15 protein-coding genes are annotated in these 20,636 nt (G+C 72.2%); all 15 read right to left on the minus strand.

Annotated elements, in window-relative coordinates:
• From ACFYW9_RS21475 to ACFYW9_RS21545, 15 genes are read right to left on the minus strand one after another with little or no spacing between them, the layout of a single operon-like run.
• Entirely contained in the window at positions 1 to 1,284 is a 1,284-nt protein-coding gene (locus ACFYW9_RS21475) for a DUF4910 domain-containing protein (RefSeq protein WP_389152541.1), read from the minus strand.
• A complete protein-coding gene (locus tag ACFYW9_RS21480; RefSeq protein ID WP_389152544.1) occupies positions 1,272 to 2,297 on the minus strand; it encodes an NAD-dependent epimerase/dehydratase family protein in 1,026 nt (341 codons plus the stop codon). The genes ACFYW9_RS21475 and ACFYW9_RS21480 overlap by 13 nt, the downstream gene beginning before the upstream one ends.
• Positions 2,298 to 2,300: 3 nt before the next feature.
• The gene (locus tag ACFYW9_RS21485; RefSeq protein ID WP_389152548.1) at positions 2,301 to 2,948 is read right to left on the minus strand and encodes a PIG-L deacetylase family protein; all 648 of its coding nucleotides are present in this window, start codon (positions 2,946 to 2,948) and stop codon (positions 2,301 to 2,303) included.
• Positions 2,945 to 3,775, minus strand: a complete 831-nt coding sequence (locus tag ACFYW9_RS21490; RefSeq protein ID WP_389152551.1) for a sugar phosphate nucleotidyltransferase — start codon at positions 3,773 to 3,775, stop codon at positions 2,945 to 2,947. The genes ACFYW9_RS21485 and ACFYW9_RS21490 overlap by 4 nt, the downstream gene beginning before the upstream one ends.
• Positions 3,772 to 5,007, minus strand: coding sequence for a methyltransferase domain-containing protein (locus ACFYW9_RS21495; protein WP_389152554.1), 1,236 nt, complete (start codon positions 5,005 to 5,007; stop codon positions 3,772 to 3,774). The genes ACFYW9_RS21490 and ACFYW9_RS21495 overlap by 4 nt, the downstream gene beginning before the upstream one ends.
• Positions 5,007 to 6,245 (minus strand): glycosyltransferase, encoded by a 1,239-nt coding sequence (locus tag ACFYW9_RS21500; protein ID WP_389152557.1) that lies wholly within the window; start codon positions 6,243 to 6,245, stop codon positions 5,007 to 5,009. The genes ACFYW9_RS21495 and ACFYW9_RS21500 overlap by 1 nt, the downstream gene beginning before the upstream one ends.
• A gap of 2 nt (positions 6,246 to 6,247) precedes the next feature.
• Positions 6,248 to 7,480, minus strand: coding sequence for an O-antigen ligase domain-containing protein (locus ACFYW9_RS21505; RefSeq protein ID WP_389152659.1), 1,233 nt, complete (start codon positions 7,478 to 7,480; stop codon positions 6,248 to 6,250).
• A gap of 19 nt (positions 7,481 to 7,499) precedes the next feature.
• Positions 7,500 to 9,020, minus strand: coding sequence for a right-handed parallel beta-helix repeat-containing protein (locus ACFYW9_RS21510; RefSeq protein ID WP_389152561.1), 1,521 nt, complete (start codon positions 9,018 to 9,020; stop codon positions 7,500 to 7,502).
• A 14-nt stretch (positions 9,021 to 9,034) separates the two neighbouring features.
• Positions 9,035 to 11,002 (minus strand): alginate lyase family protein, encoded by a 1,968-nt coding sequence (locus ACFYW9_RS21515; RefSeq protein WP_389152564.1) that lies wholly within the window; start codon positions 11,000 to 11,002, stop codon positions 9,035 to 9,037.
• Positions 10,999 to 13,206 (minus strand): bi-domain-containing oxidoreductase, encoded by a 2,208-nt coding sequence (locus tag ACFYW9_RS21520; protein WP_389152567.1) that lies wholly within the window; start codon positions 13,204 to 13,206, stop codon positions 10,999 to 11,001. Before ACFYW9_RS21520 ends, ACFYW9_RS21515 begins: the two co-directional genes overlap by 4 nt.
• A gap of 29 nt (positions 13,207 to 13,235) precedes the next feature.
• On the minus strand, positions 13,236 to 15,170 hold the full coding sequence (asnB, locus tag ACFYW9_RS21525; protein ID WP_389152570.1) for an asparagine synthase (glutamine-hydrolyzing): 1,935 nt from the start codon (positions 15,168 to 15,170) through the stop codon (positions 13,236 to 13,238).
• A gap of 3 nt (positions 15,171 to 15,173) precedes the next feature.
• Positions 15,174 to 16,691 (minus strand): Wzz/FepE/Etk N-terminal domain-containing protein, encoded by a 1,518-nt coding sequence (locus ACFYW9_RS21530; protein WP_389152573.1) that lies wholly within the window; start codon positions 16,689 to 16,691, stop codon positions 15,174 to 15,176.
• Positions 16,688 to 18,055, minus strand: a complete 1,368-nt coding sequence (locus ACFYW9_RS21535) for a Wzz/FepE/Etk N-terminal domain-containing protein (RefSeq protein WP_389152576.1) — start codon at positions 18,053 to 18,055, stop codon at positions 16,688 to 16,690. Before ACFYW9_RS21535 ends, ACFYW9_RS21530 begins: the two co-directional genes overlap by 4 nt.
• Positions 18,045 to 19,319, minus strand: coding sequence for a glycosyltransferase family 4 protein (locus tag ACFYW9_RS21540; RefSeq protein ID WP_389152579.1), 1,275 nt, complete (start codon positions 19,317 to 19,319; stop codon positions 18,045 to 18,047). The genes ACFYW9_RS21535 and ACFYW9_RS21540 overlap by 11 nt, the downstream gene beginning before the upstream one ends.
• Positions 19,309 to 20,625 (minus strand): nucleotide sugar dehydrogenase, encoded by a 1,317-nt coding sequence (locus ACFYW9_RS21545; RefSeq protein WP_351861135.1) that lies wholly within the window; start codon positions 20,623 to 20,625, stop codon positions 19,309 to 19,311. The genes ACFYW9_RS21540 and ACFYW9_RS21545 overlap by 11 nt, the downstream gene beginning before the upstream one ends.
• Positions 20,626 to 20,636: the final 11 nt, after the last annotated feature.

Here is a 20,636-nt window from a genome sequence, read left to right on the forward strand (position 1 = left end):
TCACACCTTGATCAGTTCGGCGCCGTGCAGGGCGTCGGCCGCGGCGGCGACGGTGTCGAACGGCAGCCCGGAGCGCTCGGCGACGTCCAGCAGGGTGTGCTCGCCGTCGGAGAGGCTGAGCACCCAGAGCATCGCCATCTGGGCCTGCTTGGCGTCGCTGCGGCCGCCGAGCGAGTCGTACAGCCCGCGCCGGCCGAGCTGCGGCTCGCCGTAGGGGCTGAGGTTGACGTAGCTCCGGTTGCGGTCCAGGACGCCGAAGGCCTCGCGGCACACGGCGAGCGTGTCCGCCATCGCCTCCGGGGAGACGAAGTCCAGGTCGTCCGCCGAGGTGTGGTACTCGGGGTAGCCGGCGTACGGGGTCCGGCTGAGCGAGCCCACGCCGAGATCGAACCCGGGCGAGCAGTACTGCCGCTCGTCGTACCCGTACGGGGTGAACTCCTTGACCTGGTGCGGACGTTCGGAGGACGCCAGCACGTGCCGCATCACCCGGTCGATCTCCGCGTCCCCGCGCCTGCTCTGCTTGTACGTCAGCCGGCCCGAGTCGCCCGCGCAGGCCAGCACCAGCCCGTGCTTGACCCGGTCCACCCGCTCCGCGTTGCGGGCCAGCCAGGTGATCGCCCCGACGGTGCCGGGCGCGAAGATGAACCGGTAGGTGTAGTACGGGCTTTGCTCCGCCAGCGCGCGCGCCAGGTACGTCGCCACGGCGATGCCGGCCAGGTTGTCGTTGGCCAGCGACGGGTGGCAGACGTGGCAGGAGACGATCACCTCGTCGGTCACCTGGCCGGGGACCACGTGCTCGGCGTAGGTGAGGTGCCCGTCGGCGAGCGTGGAGTCGACGCGTACCTCGTACTCGCCGTCCGGCATCGCGTCCAGGGTCTCCTGGGCCAGGCAGAACCCCCATTCCGGCTTGTAGTAGCTGGTGCGGTACGGCACCAGCGCCGGCTGGTCCGGCAGGGTGTGCAGATGCCCGCGCAGCTCGGAGAGCGGCATGGTCGCCGACACGGGCACGCTGTAGCCGAGCACGTGCAGGCTGGACGCGGCGAAGTCGACGACCCGCCTGCCCGTGCCGTCGGCGATGTAGGCGTCCCGGATGTTCCACTCCTGCGGCACCGTCCAGTCGAGCACCTGGGTCCCGGTCGGCACCTCGTGCACCTGGAGCGGTATGTGCTCGCCGATGATGTCCAGGGTGGCGCGCACCCCGTCGCCGGTGATGCTCCGGCACAGCGGGTACATCCGCTCCACCAGCGCGTGCATCTCCTCGCCGAGCCCGGTCACCGGCGCCACCGCAGGGTGTCGTCGACGGTGCCGGCGTCGGACGCGGCGCGCAGCACGGCGAGCCGGGTGAAGCGCTGCTCGAAGCTCTCCCGGGTCAGCCCGTGTTCCCGGTAGGCGTCGGCGAGTTCGAGTGCTCCCCGCTTCACCGTCCACTCGCAGTCGAAGCCGGGGACCGCCGCGCGGAAGCGGGAGAAGTCCACCCGGTACGACCGCGGATCGGCACCGTTCTCCCCGGTGATCACCACCTTCGCGCCGGACACCGCCTCGGCGACCTGGCCGGCGATCTCGGCGACCGTGACGTTGTTGAACTCGCTGCCGATGTTGAAGGCCCGGTCGTGCACCGCTTCCCTGGGCGCGGTCAGCGCGGCCGCGAAGGCCCGTGCGATGTCGGCGGCGTGCACCAGCGGACGCCAGGGGGTGCCGTCGGAGAGCACGAGGACCTCGCCGGACAGGAGGGCGTGCCCCACCAGGTTGTTCAGCACGATGTCGGCGCGCAGCCGGGGCGAGAAGCCGAAGGCGGTGGCGTTGCGCATGTACACCGGGGTGAAGTCGCCGTCGGCCAGCTCGTGCAGGTCGTCCTCCACCCGCACCTTGGACTCCGCGTACGGCGTCACCGGCCGCAGCGGGGCGTCCTCGGCCACCAGGTCGTCGCCGCCGGCGGCGCCGTAGACCGAGCACGTCGACGCGTACAGGAAGCGCCGCACCCCGGCCTCGCGGGCCAGCCGGGCCAGGCGTACGGACGCGTGGTGGTTGATGTCGTAGGTGAGTTCCGGCGCCAGCGACCCCAGCGGGTCGTTGGACAGCGCGGCCAGGTGGATCACGGCGTCCACCCCGGCCACGTGGTCGGCCGTGACGTCGCGCAGGTCCACCCGCGGTCCCGGCGGGTCGGCGGGCGCCGGGCCCAGCACGCAGTCGGCGAACAGGCCGGAGTCAAGGCCGACGACCTCGTGCCCGGCGGCCGTGAGGACAGGGGCCATGACGGTGCCCAGGTAGCCCTGGTGCCCGGTCAGCAGTACGCGCAAGGTTCATTCCCCCAGGTCGAGAGTGAGTTTGGTGACGGCGAACGCCTCGGCGTAGCGCGCGTTGCTTTCGATACCGCGGATCCGGGCCAGCCCGAGGAAGGCCTCCCGGTCGTACCAGGGCCGGTGCCGCTGCGAGGGGTAGTGCTCCTGGAGCAGTCGCACCTTCTCCTCGGCGGTCTCCGGCGACAGCGGCTGGTACGCCGAGGGGCGGCCGAGATCGCCGTCCCACTTGACGATCTCGTAGCCGAGCACCAGGTGGTCGCGGAACGCCGTGGTCATCAGCTTCGCCAGACCGCGGTGGTCCTGGTGCGCGTCGTCGGTGCGCGGGGCGAGGACGAGATCCGGCTCCGTGCCCGCGCGCAGCTCCTCGACCGCCCCCTTGGCCTCGTCCCAGTGCGCGGGCAGCCGTCCGTCCGGCAGCTTGTGCACGGTCAGCCGCAGGTCGGCGCCGGGGCAGAAGGCGGCGAGCGCGGCCCGTTCCTCCTGCTCCCGTTCGCCGCCACCGCCGGTGAGCACCAGCGCGTCGACGCGGATGCCCGGCCGCGCGTGGCACAGCGTCAGCAGCGTGCCACCGGCGCCGATGGCGATGTCGTCGCAGTGCGCGCCCACGGCGACGATCCGTTCCAGGCGCCCGGTCCCGAGCCGGATCACGCGGTGCCCGCCGTGACGCCGGTCCGGCTCGCGGGCACCCGCGCCGTCGTGCCGCCGTGTTCCCACACGGCCCAGGGGCGCTCGCCCCGGGTGTAGGCGTCGTCGAGCGCGGCCCGCTCCTTCACCGTGTCGGTCGGCTTCCAGAAGCCGCGGTGCTGGTGCGCCACCAGCCTTCCCTGCTTGGCCAGTTGGGCGCAGCCGTCGGCGACCAGGTCCCCGTTCTCCGGGATGTGGTCGAAGACCTCCTGGCGGAGCACGAAGTAGCCGCCGTTCTCCCACAGCGGCATGTCGCTCACCGCGGTGATGCCCCCCACCAGGCCGTCCTCGCCCAGCTCGACGCAGTGGAACGAGGACTGCGGCGGCACGACCATCATCGACGCCCCGGCGTCGCGCCGGGTGAAGTTGTCGATCATCTCCGGCAGCGGGGCGTCGGTGAGCACGTCGGCGTAGTTGGCGAGGAACATCTCGTCGCCGTCCAGATGGTCGCGCACCCGGCGCAGCCGCTCCCCGATGGGCGACTCGATGCCGGTCTGCGCGAACGTGATCGTCCAGTCGGCTATGTCGGTGGACAGCAGCTCCGTCTGCCCGCCCCGCAGCACGAAGTCGTTGGACGTCGTCTCCTCGTAGTTGAGGAAGAAGTTCTTGATGTGGTGGGCCCCGTAGCCGAGGCACAGGATGAACTCCTTGTGCCCGAAGTGCGCGTAGTAGCGCATGACGTGCCAGATCAGCGGTCGCGGGCCGACCATCGCCATCGGCTTGGGCACGTCGTCGGAGGTTCCGTTGCGCATCCGCATCCCGTAACCGCCGCAGAACAGGACGACCTTCATGCCTTGACCTCGACAATGCTCAGTTCCGGAATGGGGAAGACCAGCCGGCCGCCCCAGTCGTGGACGAAGGACAGCTGCTCGACGAGCTCGTCCCGCAGGTTCCACGGGAGGACGAGCACGTAGTCCGGTTTGTCGGCGGCGATGCGCTCGGGCGGCAGGATCGGGATGCGGGTGCCCGGGGTGAACCTGCCGTGCTTGTAGGGGTTGCGGTCGACCGTGTAGGCGAGCAGGTCGGGCCGGATGCCGCAGTGGTTGAGCAGGGTGTTGCCCTTGCCCGGGGCGCCGTAGCCGACGACCGTCTCGCCGCGCTCGGCCGCCTCGATGAGGAACCGCAGCAGATCCCGGCGCACCTTGGCCACCCGGCCGGAGAACTCGGTGTAGCCGGACAGGTCCTGGAGCCCGGCGGCCTTCTCCCGGTCAAGGACCTCGGCCACCTTCCCGCTCGGCTCGCCGGCCACCTCGGCCGGCCGGGCCCACAGCCGGATGGAGCCGCCGTGCGTGGGCAGCAACTCGACGTCCACGAGCGCGAGTCCGCCGCTCGCAAGGGCTCGGATCGCGGAAGCAACGGTGTAGTACTGGAAGTGCTCGTGGTAGATCGTGTCGTACTGGTTCTCCTCGATCAGGGTCAGCAGGTGCTGCACCTCGATGGAGACCCAGCCGTCGTCGGCGACCAGGGCGCGCAGCCCCCGGGTGAACCCGACCACGTCGGGGATGTGCGCGTACACGTTGTTGGCCACGACCAGGTCCGCCGGGCCGTGCTCGGCGCGGACGGCCGCGCCGGTGTCCGGGTCCAGGAACGCCGTGAGCGTGGGCACACCCGCCTCCCGGGCCGCGGCGCCGACGTTCACCGAGGGCTCGACGCCGAGGCAGCGGATCCCGCGGTCCACCACGTGCTTCAGCAGGTACCCGTCGTTGCTCGCGACCTCGACCACGAAGGCGTCGGGGCCGAGACCCACCCGCTGGGCGGCGTCGGCGACGAACGCGCGCGCGTGCTCCACCCAGGACGTCGAGTAGGAGGAGAAGTACGCGTACTCCGTGAACGTCTCCTCCGGCTCGATCAGCGGAGGTATCTGCGCGAGCCAGCAGTCGGTGCACACCCGCAGGTGCAGCGGGTACGCGGGCTCCGGCCGGTCGAGCTGGTCCGCGGCGAGAAAGCTCTCGCACGGCGGGGTCGCCCCCAGGTCGACGACGCTCGCCGTCGCTTGCGAGCCGCAGAGTCGGCATCGTGTCATCAGCTGTCCCCATCCCCCCTGTTCGCGCGGGTGTCCCCGCCGCGAGCATGTGCTGACCGTCCCGCGATCGCGGTGCGGTACCCCTCCAGCAGGCGCTCCAGCCCGACGGCCGGGCTGAAGTCCTGTTCGTAACGGCGCCGGGCCGCCCGGCCCATCTCCCGGTTGCCGGCCGCCCCCGCGGTGATCCCGCGCAGGCAGGACGCGAGCGAGGCGGCCTCGCCCGGCGTGTGCAGCAGCCCGGTCACCCCGTCCTCGACGAGTTCGACGAAGGCGCCGTGACCGGCGGCGACGGCCGGGACCCCCGCCGCCATCGCCTCCACGACCACCAGGCCGAACGCCTCCAGCCAGGTGGACGGAGCCACCACGGCGACCGACCGCGCGATGGCCTTCCGGCACTCCGCCTGGTCCAGCAGGCCGACGTACCGCACGTCGTCCCGGCTCGCCGCCCAGGCGGCCACCTCCCGCTCCAGCGGCCCCGTACCGGCGACCACGAGCGGCACGCCCACCCCGCCGGCGGCGCCGATCTCGTCCCACGCGGCCATGAGCAGCCGTACGCCCTTGGCCTCCGCGAGCCGGCCGAGATAGAGCAGATGTTCTCCGTCGCCCTCCCGGCGGACACCCGGTTCGGGAACGAAGTTGTGCTTCACCGCCAGCCGCCCGGCCGGCATGCCCGCCCCCGCCAGGACGTCGCGCTGGGCCGCGGAGATGCAGAAGAACCGCTCCACGCCGGTCCACCACCGCCGCCGGTTGACCGACATGCTGACCGCGAGCGGCACCGTCGCCAGCCGGGAGCCCCGGTAGCAGCCGTGCCGGACGGCGGGCAGCGGCGAGGACCCGACGCACTCGGTGCAGGGCAGGCCGTCCCGTTGCAGCGTGCCCGGCGGGCAGACCTGGGTGTAGTTGTGCAGCGTGGCGACGGCGGGCACGCCCGCGTCGGCGCAGGCGGCCAGTACCGCGGGCGACAGGAGCGGGAAGACGTTGTGGACGTGCACCACGTCCGGCCGGTCGGCGCGCAGCCTGGCGGCGAGCTCCGAGCGGACCGCCGGGTTCCACGGCACCAGCAGCGGTACCGCCACCTTGCCCGGCAGCGACCGGGCGGCGATGTCGTCGCTGCGCCGCTCGAACAGCTCGACCTGGTGGCCGGCCTCGCGCAGCAGCGCCACCTCCTGGTCGACGACCTTGTTCTCCCCGCTCGGCTGCGCCGAGGCGTAGCGGTTGTGCACCACGAGGACGTGCATGCTCAGATCACCTCCGATCTCTGGGCCCATCGAGGGACGTGTCGCCGGGGGACCCGGGGCGTGGGGAGGGGAGTGGCCGGGGCGGGCGTCGCCAGCAGCGAGGCGGCCACGGCCAGGTGCAGCAGATACGGGGAGGCGTCGCCCAGCCCGGCCTCGGTGTACGACGCGATCGCGCAGTAGCTGATCAGGAAGATCGCGCAGGCCCGCTGGAGCGACGGCGGCCGCAGCAACGCCACACCGCCCAGCACGATGACGACCGCCGCCACCAGGACGACGCCGATCACGCCCTGCTCGTTGAAGACGGCCAGCCAGCTGTTGTCGATCGGCAGCCCGCCGAACGACTTGTCGCCCAGGCCCGCGCCGAACACGTACTCCGTGGTCGTCCGGGGGGCCGCCAGCAGCGCGTGCCAGACCTTGGCGCGACCGGTGAGGCTGGAGAAGTTCTCCTGGCTCTGCCCGCGCAGGAACCAGGTCTGGAGCGCGGAGGCGAATCCCACCGCGGCCACCGTGGCACTCAGCACCGCCCAGGCGAAGAACCGCCGGGCGGCGCCGCTGTTCAGGACGAGCGAGCCGATCGCCAGCGACAGTCCGATGAGCAGGCCGAGCGTGGCCGTGCGGGTGTGGGTCAGGGCGAGCAGGACGAGCGAGGGCACGATGACCACCACGGCGCTGGTCCGGTCGGTCCGGCGGCCCAGGACGAGCAGCACGGTGAGCCCGATGATCACCGCGGCGTACTGTCCGATCTGCGGCGGGGTGAGCGGCCACAACGCGCCGACCAGCCGCCCGCCGTAGAGGTCGGGCAGGGCCGCGCCCGGTGAGAGGACCGCGCCGGCGGCCACCGTCCCGAGCACCGCCAGGTACATCCGGATGTGATGCCGGACGAACGTCAGACCGCCGTCCCACCAGCGGCTGACCAGCCACAGCGTGCCGACGAAGAGGGCCAGCCGGGCGCAGCGGAACAGCGCGCCGAACCCGGACTCCAGATGCACGCTGGAGAACACGCTCGACACCAGCAGCAGGGTGAGCAGGAAGACGAAGGCGCTGGGCCGCACGCGCAGCCGGACATTGACCGCGAGCGCCAGGGCGAACGCGGCGACCAGGGCGCCCATGGTGACCATCTGGATGAGGGAGCGGGGCAGCGGGACGATGGTCTTCGCCCCGGCGGACCCGAGCGTGTTGAGGACCAGCAGCCCCCAGACGGTCCCGATGATCTTCGGTGTGTGGTCCCCGCTCATCGTGCGGTCCCCGCTCATCTCAACCACCGTCCTGGGTGCGGAAGCTGCTGCCCGCGTCCTGCCGGTACGGCGTGCCCTGCCACTGCGCGGAGTCGAGGACCCGGCTCGGGTCGTGGGCGACGAACTTCCACGGTCCGACGTAGGTGTTGTCGTACCAGCGGTTGTGCTGCTTGCCGGTGATCGCCTCCGCCACCCGGTCGCCCTGGTACGGCGACCAGTCCGGATAGGTGCCGTAGTTGGCCAGCACCGCCATGCGGTCGCACTTCACCGTGCAGCCGACGACGGACGTGTCCAGCACGAAGCGGTTGTTGTGGATGTCCACCCGCTGGGTCTTCCACCGGCAGTCGGCGTAGAGCGGTTCGGTGGCGATCGCCGGCTGGGCGCAGCGGTCGATGTCCTTCACCAGCAGCGTGCAGTCACCGGAGGAGGTGTTGGCCGGGCTGTTGCAGAACCGGTCGGCGTTCTCCCACAGGGTGATCCCGGACCAGTTGTCCTCCAGCAGGTTCCGGTAGACCTCGATTTTGTCCGTGCGGGCCCGGACCCGCGGTTCGCCGCCGGACTCGGACAAGTAGAGGGTCGCGAAGGGGAAGTTGTCCCCGCGGTCCGCGTACTTGCGGCCCTCGACCCAGTTGTTCCGCCGGATCGTGTTCTTCCGGATGACCGCGTTGTAGCTGGTCTCGTAGATCAGCGCGGCCCCGTCGTTGGCCTCGAGCACGTTGTCCTCGATGAGGAAGTCGTTGTTGTTGGTGTCCGCCCACAACCCGGTCCCGCGGTTGTCGTGCACCCAGTTGCCGCGTATGTCGGCGCCGTCGACGGCCCAGAACTTGACGCCTCCGGTGCAACCGCAGCCCGACCGCTTGCGCTCCCAGTCGTCCGTGTTGTTGCCCACGATCTCGTTGCCCTCGAGCACCAGGCCGATGATCCGGCCGTTGCCCTTGTACGCGTTCACGCCGTACTGGCCGTTGTCGCGCAGGCAGCTGGCGCGGACCTGCTGCCGTGCCCCGGCCATCAGCCCGGCGCCCGAGTTGCGCTGGATCGTGGCGTGCTCGATCACCCACCCGTCGGCCGAGTCGTGATTGACCACGCCCTCGTCGCGCGGGGCGACGAAACCCTGCACGGTCAGATAGCGGATGGAGACGTCGCGGGCGGTGCCACCGAACGCGTACTGGTTGGTCTTCCGGCCGTCGAGCACCGCGCCCGGCGCGCCGAGGTAGACGTCCCCCTTCTTGGGGATGACCTGGGCGAACCGGTTCGCCTCGAGCCTGTGCTTGCCCGGCTTGAGCCAGAACGTGGTGTTCGGGGGGCTGCTTTTGGTCTTCGCGGCCAGGTCACCGGCCTTCGAGGGGTCGACCGTCACCGCGCCCGCCGGCGCCTTCGCCGGTCCGGACGCGGGCTTGGCGCACACCCGGGCCACGGACGTGGACGGCCCGGCGGTCGGCTTCAGCCGCGCGTCGTGCGAGCTGTCGCAGCCGGTCGCCGCCGGCACGGCCAGCGCCAGCAGCGCAGCCGGAAGCGCCCAGTGCCGCCAGTTGATCCCCAAGCGTCCTTTCCTCCCTAGCCGTGGAACCTGAGTACGGTGGTGAACTCCTGCGTGCCCTCGGCGACGCCGGTGCCGACCAGCGTGGTGGCGGGTTCCTTGCGCCCGAAGCCGGCGGAGTACCAGCCCAGCGGCGGTTCGCTCTCGCCGCGGTGGGCCCGCCAGGTCAGCCGCCCGGGCAGGTCGAGCTCCGCGGAGCGGTCCTCGCCGTCCCGGGTCCAGCTGAGCAGCGCCCGGGTCCCCACCAGCTCCGCCGTGATCGCCGGGCCGAGGTGGAAGGCCAGACGCACCTCCCGGCGCGGGCCGCGCACCTCGTCGACCACCGTCAACTCCCCGCTCGCGGCCGTCAGTTCCACCCGGCGGCGGTGCGTGGAGCCCTCGTAGCCGTCGTGCTCGGCGCACCAGCGGGCCACCCCGCCGTCGGAGGCTCCGGACGGGTCCGTGACCAGGACACGGGTCCGGGCGTGCCGGGTCCACAGGAACGGGCCGCCGGAGACGGACTGGTCACCGCCGTCCAGCTCCAGAGTGTTGTGGCCGAGCGTCGACCGGAAGTACCGCCGCCACTCGGGCTGCCCGTGGTAGCAGTACGTCCCCGGGTCCGCGAGCACGTCGACCCCGTCGTGCCGGACCTCCACGGACAGCGCGTCCGCGTGAGCGTGCGCGGCGATCGACAGGAACCCGTGCGGACCGCCGTCGCAGCGGCACCAGATCTCTCCCGGACCGCGCAGGATGGTCATGCCCGCGTCGGCGAAATGGGCCGGCCGCTCCGCCGGGCGGGACACGGCCGGCGCGTTCTCGATCAGCGAGTACGGCTGGACGAGCGCGGCCAGCAGCGGGGTCCGCACATCGGTGCCGGTCACCGCCGGCCACCAGGCGAGCCGGCCGAACACGGCGTCTCCGGTGGCCAGCAGCGAGCCCCAGCGGTCGGTGCCGGCGCCGTCCACGACCAGACCGTGCCCGTCGTCCGCGTCCCCCTGGCGCGGCGGCCGCAGCCGGTTGTCCACGACGGCGGCGAGCGCGTCGGTCATCCGCAGCAGCACCAGCCGGACCGTCACGGGGACGGGTACGCCCGCCGCGTCCGCCTCGGCCACCGCGGCCAGGCCGAGCTCCAGCACCAGCCCGTGGTACTCGGTGGCCAGCTCGCGGTTGAGGCCGGAGTGGAAGGTGTTGCTCCGTAACTGCCGCTCCAGCGACCGCAGCGCGTCGGCCCGCCAGCGCGCCGAGGAGGGGAACCACCCGAACGCGCAGGCCGCGGCGAACTGCCCGGCGGTCTCGGCGATGACGTGGTTGTTCGCCGAGGACCCGCGGCTGGGGAAGGCGGCCAGCCAGCGCTGGTGGTGCCAGATCTGGTTCAGCGCCACCGGGTTGTCCTCGAACAGAGCGGCCGCGCCCGGCCAGCCGTCGAGCAGCCGGCGGACCCACACCCAGGACAGCAGCCGGATGCCCAGCTCGATCCCGCTGGTCCAGTGCACCCCGCGCAGCGGCGGGTTGGCCGCCCACCACGACCGCAGGTGCCCGGCCACCCGCTCGGCGTACCGCTCGTCCCCGGTGAGGGCGTAGGCGGCGGCGAGCACGGTCAGGTACTGGTGCCGGGACGGCTCCCAGATCTGCTTGATGTCCCCGACCCGGTCCTCGTCGCGGTACGGCACGTCGAAGGCGTAGCCCTCCGGCGCCCGGCGTCCCGTCTTCGGGTCGTACCACCAGTCCGGGTCGGCCAGGTCGTCGCGCTCGACGCCGAAGAACTCGGCGTGCCCGGCCATCAGCCGGTCCGCCTCGGCGACGAGACGCTTGGCGGCGTCGGGCGCCACCGCGTCGACCGCGCCCGCGGGCAGTGACGCGGTGAACCGGGCGCCGGTCACGTCCGGGCAGTCCGGCGGCGCCGACCGCCACCGCCGTCTGCGCACCGTGTCGCCCACCCGGCCGCCGATCTCCCGCGGCCCCATCCGGGACAGCCGCCGCAGGTACCAGCCCGCGCTCATGGTCATCGAGCGCCCGCCAGCGTCACCGGCGCGCCGCCGGCCAGGCCGGTCCGCACGGCGAGGGTGGCCGCCGTGGTGGCGACGAGCGACTCCAGCGGCACCGGCATCGGACCGCCGGTCCGCACGGCCTTGACGAACGCGGCCAGTTCGGCGGACTGGCCCTTGTCCCGGGCCTTGGGAAGCCGCGAACTGACCCACCGCTTGCGGCCGCCCCTGCCGTCCGAATACAGCGAGGCCCGCACGAAGTCGTCGAGCCGCAGCACCTTGCCGTCCGCGACCAGGTCCAGCGTCTCCTTGGGGAAGCCGGGCGCGCCGGTGGTGACGTAGCTGATGGCGGCGGTGGACCCGTCCGGGTAGCGCAGGACGACCTGAAGATCCTCGTTGCCGGAGGAGGCGACCGCGTACACCGAGACCGGGTCGGCGTCGAGCAGCCAGCTCGCCGTGTCGATGAAGTGTCCGCCCTCGCCCGCGAACCGTGAGCCCTCGGTGCCCTGCTGGAGGTACCAGCTCCCGTGGGTCAGCCGGCCCGCGTTGACCAGATAGCGCAGGCTCGCCGGACCGGTCCGGGCGCCGAACCGGTTCCTGGCCTCCTGGAGCAGCGGCGCGAACCGGCGGTTGAAGCCCACCTGGATCCGGTCGTTGCCGGACTCCTCCACCGCCGCGAGCACACCGGCCAGCTCGTCCTCGGTGAGTGCCAGGGGCTTCTCGACGAACACGGTCTTGCCGGCGAGCAGGGCCTTGCGGGTCAGTTCGGCGTGCGAGCTGTGCCGGGTGACCACGAACACCGCGTCGATGGACTTGTCGCCGAGCACGGCGTCGAGGTCGGTGGTCGCCTCGGCGAAGCCGAACTTCCGCTGCGCGTTGGCCGCGGACAGCGCCGTCGTCGTGACGACCGTCGACAGCTCGACCCCGTCGCGCTGCGTCAGGTGCGGCAGCAGCATCGACGTCGCGTAGTTGCCCGCGCCGACGAACGCCAGCCGCACCGGCGCCGTGGCCGGCCGGGCCGGTCCGGAGACTCCGGCGCCGCGCCGCACCGCGGGCACGGCCACCACCGAGGCCTCGGCCTCGGAACTGGTCCCGGCCGTCTGCCCGGGGTACCGGAACAGCACGGCCACGGCCTTGAGTTCACCGTCCTTCAGACTCCGGTACGTCTCGACGGCGTCGTCGAAGTCGGCGATGTGGGAGACCAGGGGCTCCACGTCGACGCGGCCGCGGGCGACGAGATCGAGGAAGCACGCCAGGTTGCGGCGCTCGGTCCAGCGCACATAGCCGATCGGGTAGTCCCGGCCGTCGAGTTCGTACTCCGGGTCGTAGCGCCCGGGGCCGTAGCTGCGGGAGAAGCGGACGTCGAGTTCCTTCTCGTAGTACGCGTTCCAGGGCAGGTCCAGACGGCACTTGCCGATGTCGACGACCCGGCCGCGGTCCCGGCAGAGCCGCGCGGCCAGCTCGACGGGCTGGTTGCTGCCGCCGCCGGCGGCCAGGTACACCTGGTCCACGCCGTGGCCGCCGGTGAGTTCGGCGACGGCGGCTTCCACGGCCGCGGAGGCGGGATCGCCGCAGGCCGCGGCACCCAGGCGCTCGGCCAGCTCGCAGCGCGTCGGGTCAGGGTCCGCCCCGACGACGCGGACCCCCGCGGCGACGAGGAGCTGCACCACCAGCTGCCCGATCAGCCCGAGGCCGATGACCAGTGCCACCTCGCCGAGCTGCGGCTCGCCCTGGCGTACGCCCTGCATCGCGATCGACCCGACGGTGCCGAAGGCCGCGTGCCGCGGCGCGAGGCCGTCCGGTACCGGGGCGTAGAGGTTCTTCGGCACCCAGTTCAGCTCGGCGTGCAGCGCGTGCTCGTTGCCGGCGCAGGCCACGAGGTCGCCGACCTTCACGTCGTCGATCCCCGCGCCGACCTGCTCGACCACCCCGCACAGCGAGTAGCCCAGCGGCGTGTAGGAGTCCAGCTTGCCCATCACCTTGCGGTAGGTGGCGGGCACCCCGTTGGTGGCCACGCTCTGCATGACCTTGGCCACCTGGTCCGGCCGGGAACGGGCCTTGCCCAGCATCGACATGCCGGCCTCGGACACCTTCATCAGCTCGGTCCCGGTGGAGATCAGCGAGTAGGCGCTGCGGACCAGCACACCGCCCCGCTTGCACTCCGGAACCGGCACGTCGAGCACCGCCAGCTCGCCGCTCTTGTAGTTCTGAACAACCTGCTTCACCCGAAGTCCCCTTGTTTCTAAGCCGTGTTCTAGGCCGCCGAGCGAGTGTCCTGGCCGGACCCGGAGACCGCGCCGCGATACCAGTACTCGAGGGTCAGCACATGCCACAGATGCTTGGAGAAGTCCCGCTGCCCGGCGGCGTCCTCGGCGACCATGCGCGCCAGCGCGTCACGGCGCAGGAGCCCCGAACGGACGAGCTCGCCGTCGTTCACCACCTCGCGCACCAGCGGTGCCAGATCCCTGCTCATCCAGGCGCGCAGCGGGGCGCTGAACAGGCCCTTGGGCCGGTACACGATCTCCCGGGGCAGGACCGAGGCGGCCGCCTCCTTGAGGACCGCCTTCCCCTGCCGTCCGGCGATCTTGCGGTCACCGGGTACGGCGAACGCCGCCCTGACCACCTCGACGTCCACGTACGGCACCCGTACCTCCGTCGACGCGGCCATGCTCGACCGGTCCGTGTAGGCGAGGTTCAGGCCCGGCAGGAACATCCGGGCGTCGCCCAGGCACATGCGGTTGACGAAGTCGTCGAGGTCGTTGTCCTCGTAGACGTCCGCGTGCTCGGTCAGCACGTCCTCGACCGTCCCGGCCAGGTCCGGATCGATCAGGGCGAGCAGCTCGTCCCGGTCGTACATGGTGTAGCTGCGCCGGAACGCGGTCTCCTCCGGCAGATCGGCGAAGGACAGGAACCGCTTGGCGAAGCGCACCGAGCGGTAGCCGCGGCGGGCCGAGGCGACCGGCAGCCGGTCCACGGCCGCGGACAGACCGCGCCGCAGGGGCCGCGGGACGCGCTGGTAGCGCAGCGCGATCACATTGGCCAGGTGCTTGCGGTAGCCGGCGAACAGCTCGTCGGCACCCATCCCCGAGAGCATCACCTTGACCCCGGCCTCCCGGGCGGCCGAGCAGATCAGGAACGTGTTGATCGCGGCGGGGTCGCCGATCGGCTCGTCCAGGGCGTGCGTCATCCGCGGCAGCAGGTCGAGCACGTCCGGGGCGATCTCGATCTCGTGCAGGTCGACGCCGAATTGCTCGGCGACCTGCCGGGCGTAGCGCAGGTCGTCCGGCATCGCCTCGAACTTGGCGTCCTCGGCCCGGAATCCGATCGTGTAGGCGGAGATCCCGGGCCGGTCGCGAGCCGCCAGCGCGGTCAGATAGCTGGAGTCGAGACCGCCGGAGAGGAAGGTCGCCACGGGGACGTCGGAGAGCAGGTGGCGCCGGGTCGACTCCTCGACGACGGCGGCGATGTCCGGCAGGTCGCCGCTGAGAGCACGCTCCCGGCCCTCGGACGCGACCTCTCGCAGGTTCCAGTACCGGCCGCGCTGCACCCCGCCGTCGGCCCGGAACCGGATCCAGCTCCCCGGCGGCAGTTTCTCCGCCTCGCGGAACGCGCAGCGCGAGTCCGGCACCCAGTAGTACAGCAGCGAGGCCACCAGCGCGGCGTGGTCCACCTCCAGCGACCCGCCGCTCACGGCGGCCAGCGCCTTGAGCTCGGAGGCGAACACCAGGCCCCCGCCGCGCCGGAGCAGGAACAACGGCTTGATGCCGAGCTGGTCCCGGGCGAGCACCAGCTCACCGGTTCGCTCGTCGAAGATCCCGAACGCGAACATGCCGCGCAGCCGGGGCAGGCAGTCCGTGCCCCAGCGCCGCCAGGCCTCCAGGAGCACCTCGGTGTCGGAGGTGCCGCGAAAGCGCACCCCGGAGGCCTCCAGCTCGGCACGCAGTTCGGGCGCGTTGTACAGCTCGCCGTTGTACGTCAGGACGAGGCCGCCCGAGACCATCGGCTGGGCGCCGGTCTCGGACAGGTCGATGATGGCCAGCCGGCGGTGCCCGAGGTGCACCTCGCCGTCACCGACGGGGTGGCTGTAGCGGCCGGCCCCGTCCGGACCCCGGTGGGCGAGGGTCTCGGTGAGCCGGTCGGCCACGGCCTTCCCGTCGGGCCATCGGTAAGTACCCGCGATGCCACACATGTCCTACCGTGCCTCCTGGTCGCTGTCCGGGACGCGGGCCGCCCACATCGGCTGCCGCTCCGCCCGCCGGGCCGTCCCGCTCTGCCGGGCCGACCGCTCGTCCTGGCCGCGCAGCGCGGTGTCCAGCCCGTCCCACAGGGTGCCGTCGGTCCGGTCACGCGGATCGGGGTCGATCAGCACCACACCGAGCACCGCGATCCGCTGGTCCGCGAGCTGCCGTGCCACGGTGTGCAGCCATGCCGCGCTGCCGTGCCCGGCACGGACGACCAGCACGGTCCGCGTGCCGAGGTACCGCAGGTCGGTCCACGCCGTACCGGGTGCCACCGAGCCGACGCCGACCCGGCGTTCCTGATGCGGCACGGACGCGGCGCCTTCGCCGCTGACCACGGCCGGATCTCCCGGCTTGGGGCGGCGCTTGGCGAGTTGCAGACCGGGCAGACCATCGACGACGACCACCGGCCCGTCCGCCGCCAGCGCCCTGGCGAGGTCCAGGGCGAGCACGCTCGTGCTGCGCGCGGTGCCCAGTTCGAGCAGTGACACCGGTTCCGCGGAGGCGCGCGCGGTGCGCGCCAGGGATGTGGTGAGCCGTTCGCGTGCCAGCCGGATCCGCCGGCGCCGCCACAGCCGGCCCGACCGGCGGGGCAGCTCCGCGACGACCGAGGCGCCGAGGTTCGACGCGATCTCCCGGCGCAGCACGGGGCGGTCGGCCACCACCGAACCGACCGCGGCCACCGCGAGGCCGAGGACGAGACCGAGGACGAGGCCGACCGCGGCGTTGGTGGCGGCGGTCTTGGGCAGGGAGTTCCGCACCGCGCTCGGGGCGTCCACGATCTGTGTCCCGGCGATGAGCTTCGGCGTGCCGATGCGCGCCTCGGCGGCGCGCTGGCCGAAGTCGGAGATCCGTGAGGTGAGTTCGGCCCGGCGGGCGAAGAGCGACTCCAGGTCCGCCGACGCCGTCGGCCCGCTCTGCGTCGATCCGTCCCCGATCGCCTTGTTGACCTGGGCGAGTTCGCCCTGCAGGCGGTCGCGCTGGTCGAGCAGGGCCTTGGCCTCGGCGTCCGCGGCCGCCCGGATCCGCTTCACATGGTCCGCGACGAACGCGTCGGCCAGCGCCTTGGCGCGGGCCTCCGCGTCCGCGTCGCTGTCACCGGTCACCGTGATCTGCAGCAGGTTGTTGGTCAGGCCGATCCCCGTGTAGTCCTTCATGAAGTCCTCCGGCTTCTCCGGAGAGTGGAGGGACTTCAGGGCCCTGTCGGCGATCCGCGTGGTCTGGAGCAGCGCGACGTCGGTGCGGATCAGCGTCCCGGGGTCGTTCGGCTGGTCCTCCTGGTGCGCGACCAGCACCTTGGTCTCAGCGGTCGGCGGCGCCGGCAGCAGGACCGCCACCGCCGCGCCCACGAGCAGCCCCAGCAGCCCCACGGCACACCAGAAGCGGCGCCGTCTGCGCACCGCCACCACCAGCGCCTGCAGATCCAGCAGCGGAGCGGCGGCCGACGACTCCGCAGTCGTACTCGTCGTCACCCTGAACTTCCCTTCGCGTCGTGGCCGACCGCGAGCACCGGCGTGGAGGTGTTCCGGGGACGGCCGGCGGAGCGCGCCGGCAGGGCCCGGACCATGCCGGCGAGGACGATGCCGACGATCTCGTGCTTGGCGTCCGCACAGGCCTCGGCGATGCCTGCGAGTTCCCCCGCGGTCCAGCTGCCCGGGCTGAGCACGACCAGGGCACCGGACTCGTTGCCGCGGTCCGGCACCAGCGGATGGGACACGGAGACCCCCACCATCCGCAGCACCGGATCGCCCTCCGCCTCCGCGACGAGCTGACCCGCGGCCCGGCGGGCGATCTCGTCGCCTTCCGGGACGACGACCAGCAGCCCCCGCGGAGCGGGCAGCAGGTCCCGGAGACGGGTACACACCCGCCGGTAGCGGATCTGCCTGCTGACCTCGTCGCCGGAGGCCTGCGGGGCGGGTATGTCCCAGCGGACGTCGACGCCCAGCAGCCGGCGGACCGCGGCCCGCGGGCCACGGCTCTCCGGCCGGTGCGCGGACCGTTCACCGGGAACGTCGACGGTCCCCAGCAGCGCCGCGCCCAGCGCCGCGGCGATCTCCGGCTGGGTGCGCAGCCGGCGGCTCATCCGGGCCGCGGTGAGATGGCCGACGACCCCGAGCAGGAAGAACAGCAGCGCCCCGGCGACGACGAGCTGGATCCTGGTCGGCGGTGCCTCGCCGGTCGGCCGGGCGGCCGACCCCATCACGACCATGTTGGCCCTGCCGGCGGAGGGGTCGGCCTGGTCCAGCTTGCTGATGGCCTCCTGGAGCGTGGTACGCAGCTTCTCGAGCTCGGTGCGGGCCTGCACGCTCTCCACGGTCTGCCCCGGATCGGCGGCGTCGGCCAGCGCGGTGATGCGACGGCTGGTCTGCACCACCGTCTGCTGCAGTGCCTCGCGCTGCGCCGCCGCCTCGGGGTCGGTGTTGTCGTCCACGATCCGCGCGGCGAACGTGACGAACTGCTTGGCCACCTGGTCGGAGAGCTGCTGCGCGCGCTCCGGGGTCTCGGCCGTGCCCGAGATCTTGATGATGTTCCCGTCGGAGGTCTTGGCGCTCACCCGGTCCCGGAGCTCGCTGTTGCTGACCCCGGACCAGTGCAGCGCGGCGGCCGCCTGGTCGACCACGACCGAACTGGTCGCGATCTCCTCCTGGGTCACCAGCTCGCGTTCCTCCCAGGCGCCCGGCAGCAGTACCGATGCCGACGTCGTGTAGCGCGGCGGGAAGAGCAAGGACGTGCCGTACCCGGCGAGCGCGCCCAGCAGGGCGAGGACGGTGAGGAGCCGCCAGCGCCGACGGATGATCCGCCCGATCGTGACCAGGCGTATCGTGTCATCGTTCAACGGTGCGGCCTCCGCCCTGTGCCCGGTCCGGATCGTCCGCCGACGCCGGGGCGTGGTCGCGGCAGGCGGCGGCGTAGGCGGCGAGCAGGGACGCCTGGGAGTTGCGCCAGGAGAGCGGGCCGCTGATCCGCTCCTGTCCGATCTTGCCCATCAGGGCCCGCTTCTCGGGATCGTCCAGCAGCTGCGCGATGAGCCGCGCGAACTCGCCCTCGTCGTTGGCGGGCGCGTAGACGGCGGCGTCACCGGCGGAGACGCGCGCCTCCCGGAGGTCGAAGGAGACGAGCGGCCTGCCCATCACCATGTACTCCAGGACCTTGTTCATGGTCGAGACGTCGTTGAGCGGGTTGTGCGGGTCGGGGGAGAGGCACACGTCCGCGGTGGACAGGTAGCGCACCAGGTCCGCGTCCGGGATACGCCCCGTGAACTGCACCTGCTCCGAGAGCCCGAGCTGCCGGGACAGCTCCACCATCGCCTCGAAGGTGTCGCCGCCGCCGACGAACACCGCGTGCCAGTCGGTCCGCCCGACCTCGTCGCGGAGTTTCGCCAGAGCCCGCAAGGCGTAGTCGACGCCGTCCTGCGGGCCCATGACCCCGAGATAGCACAGCAGATGGGGCTTGCCGCGCTTCAGCTCCGGCTCGGGCTCCACGGGGTGGAAGCGGTCGATGTCGGGCGCGCTGCGCACGACGAAGACGTCCTCCGGCCGCTTGCCGCCACGGCTCACCGCGACGTCCCGGTAGCTCTCGTTCGTGGCGAGCACGACGTCCGCGGCCCGGTACGTCATCCGTTCCAGCGCGCACACGCCGCGGTAGAGCAGGTCCTCGCCCCGGTCGAACCGGGAGAGGTACAGCTCGGGCACCAGGTCGTGCTGGTCGAAGACGAACCGCGCCCCGCGCCGCTTCAGCCACCGCGCCGGCAGGAACAGCAGGTCGGGCGGATTGCAGGCGTGCACCACGTCGACCGGGCCGATCTTCCGGGCCAGCCGCATGGTGTGCCACAACGCCGATCCGTACTCCCGCAGATAGCCGGCCGGTCCGCCGGTGGCAGCGCGCAACGGGTAGCGGTGGATCCGCACCCCGTCGATCTCCGCCTCCGGCTCCGTGTCCCGCTTGCTGCCTCGGGGACAGATGACGTGCACCGTCCAGCCGGCGTCGCGCAGCGTCGTGCACTCCTGCCACACCCGTCGGTCGAAGGGCACCGACAGGTTCTCCACCAGGATCAGCGCGCGCCGGTCGTGCCGGTCGCCGCTGGTCGTGTCACCAAGCAAGGCCCATGTATCCCGGTTCGGTCCGGCGCGCGTCGGCGTCGGGAAGGTGGATGAGATCGACGATCATCGGGCCGTCGCCGTGGGGCAGCGCCGACAGCACGGCCGGGTCCCTGGTTCCGACCAGGCACACCTCCGCGTGTTCCAGCACCTCGTCGACGGAGTCCGCGAGCAGCTGCGCCAGGTGCGGCAGCCGGGTCTCGATGTATTCGCGGTTCGCGCCGAGCAGCCGGGAGAGGCTCACGTTGGCGTCGTGGATCCGCAGGTCGTACCCCTTGCCGAAGAGCCTCTCCGCCAGTTCGACGAGCGGGCTCTCGCGGAGGTCGTCGGTGCCGGGCTTGAAGGACAGCCCGAACAGGCCCACCTTGCGCTTGCCGGTGCGCTCGACCATCTCCACCGCGCGCTGCAGATGGTCGGAGTTGGAGGGCAGCACGTGGGAGAGGATGGGCACCGAGACGTCCGCCCGCTGCGCCGCGTGGACCAGGCTGCGCAGGTCCTTGGGCAGGCACGAGCCGCCGAAGGCGAAACCGGGCCGCAGGTAGGCGGGGCTGATGTTCAGCTTGCGGTCGGCCAGGAACACGTCGATCACCTGGTGCGAGTCCACCCCGAGTGCCTGGCACACCGCGCCCAGCTCGTTCGCGAAACCGATCTTGAGGCCGTGGAACGCGTTGTCCGCGTACTTGATCGCCTCGGCCACCGGGATCGGCACCCGGAACACCTCGCCGGGCAGTCCCTCGTACAGGGCCGCCACCACATCGCCGCTCGCCGCGTCGAGTTCGCCGATGACGGTCTTCGGCGGGTCGAAGAAGTCCCGCACGCTCGTGCCCTCGCGCAGGAACTCCGGGTTGACCGCGACCCCGACGTCCACGCCGGCCGTTCCGCCGACGTACTTCTCCAGGATCGGCACCAGCAGGTTCAGGCAGGTGCCCGGGAGCATGGTGCTGCGGAACACCACGGTGTGCCGCCCGCCCCGCTCGGCCAGCGCGGCACCGATCTCCTCGGTGACCCGCTCCAAGTACGTGGTGCACAGGCTGCCGTTGGGCTCCGAGGGCGTGCCCACGCAGATCAGCGACACCTCGCTGTCCGCGATCGCCTCACGGACGTCGGTGGTGGCGCGTAAGGCCCCGCTTCCCACGACGTCGGCGACGAGCTCGCCGATCCCCTCCTCGACCACCGGGGCCTTGCCGTCGTTGACCAGGTCGACCTTCACCTGGTTGACGTCCACGCCGATGACCTCGTGGCCCTGGCCGGCCAGGCACGCGGCCGACACGCAGCCCACGTAACCGAGCCCGAAAACGCTGACCTTCATGACCCGTTCCT

This window comes from Streptomyces sp. NPDC002698 (assembly GCF_042888945.1).
Classification (GTDB): Bacteria; Actinomycetota; Actinomycetes; order Streptomycetales; family Streptomycetaceae; genus Streptomyces.